1 protein-coding gene is annotated in these 270 nt (G+C 40.7%); it reads left to right on the top strand.

Annotated elements, in window-relative coordinates; genetic code table 11:
• Positions 1-250: hypothetical protein (locus A3729_RS32840; protein WP_197475785.1), on the top strand; the 250-nt coding region annotated here is incomplete at its 5' end.
• Positions 251-270: the final 20 nt, after the last annotated feature.

Here is a 270-nt window from a genome sequence, read left to right as displayed (position 1 = left end):
TTTCTGCTCTATTGAGTTCTTTGCTAACAATACGGGCGCTACCAACGGAGATGAAAATGATGGCTCGTCTTTTTCATTTTCCTGGAGTTTTCAAGGTGACGGCACAATATCCATTGTCTACGACCGTGCTTTGGGCAGTAACAAGTTCTTCTTTACTGAACAGGATAGCGAAAAAATTAGCTTCATTAGTTTAAACGATTATGCTGATGAGGCACCTTATATGGACTCCAACGTCCTCTTCATAAAATAGAACCTGTGCCTAGATTCAAG

The sequence above is a fragment of the Oleiphilus sp. HI0043 genome (assembly GCF_001634935.1).
The sequence above is the reverse complement of the archived record's forward strand: the minus strand, read 5'-3'. Positions and strand labels throughout refer to the sequence as shown.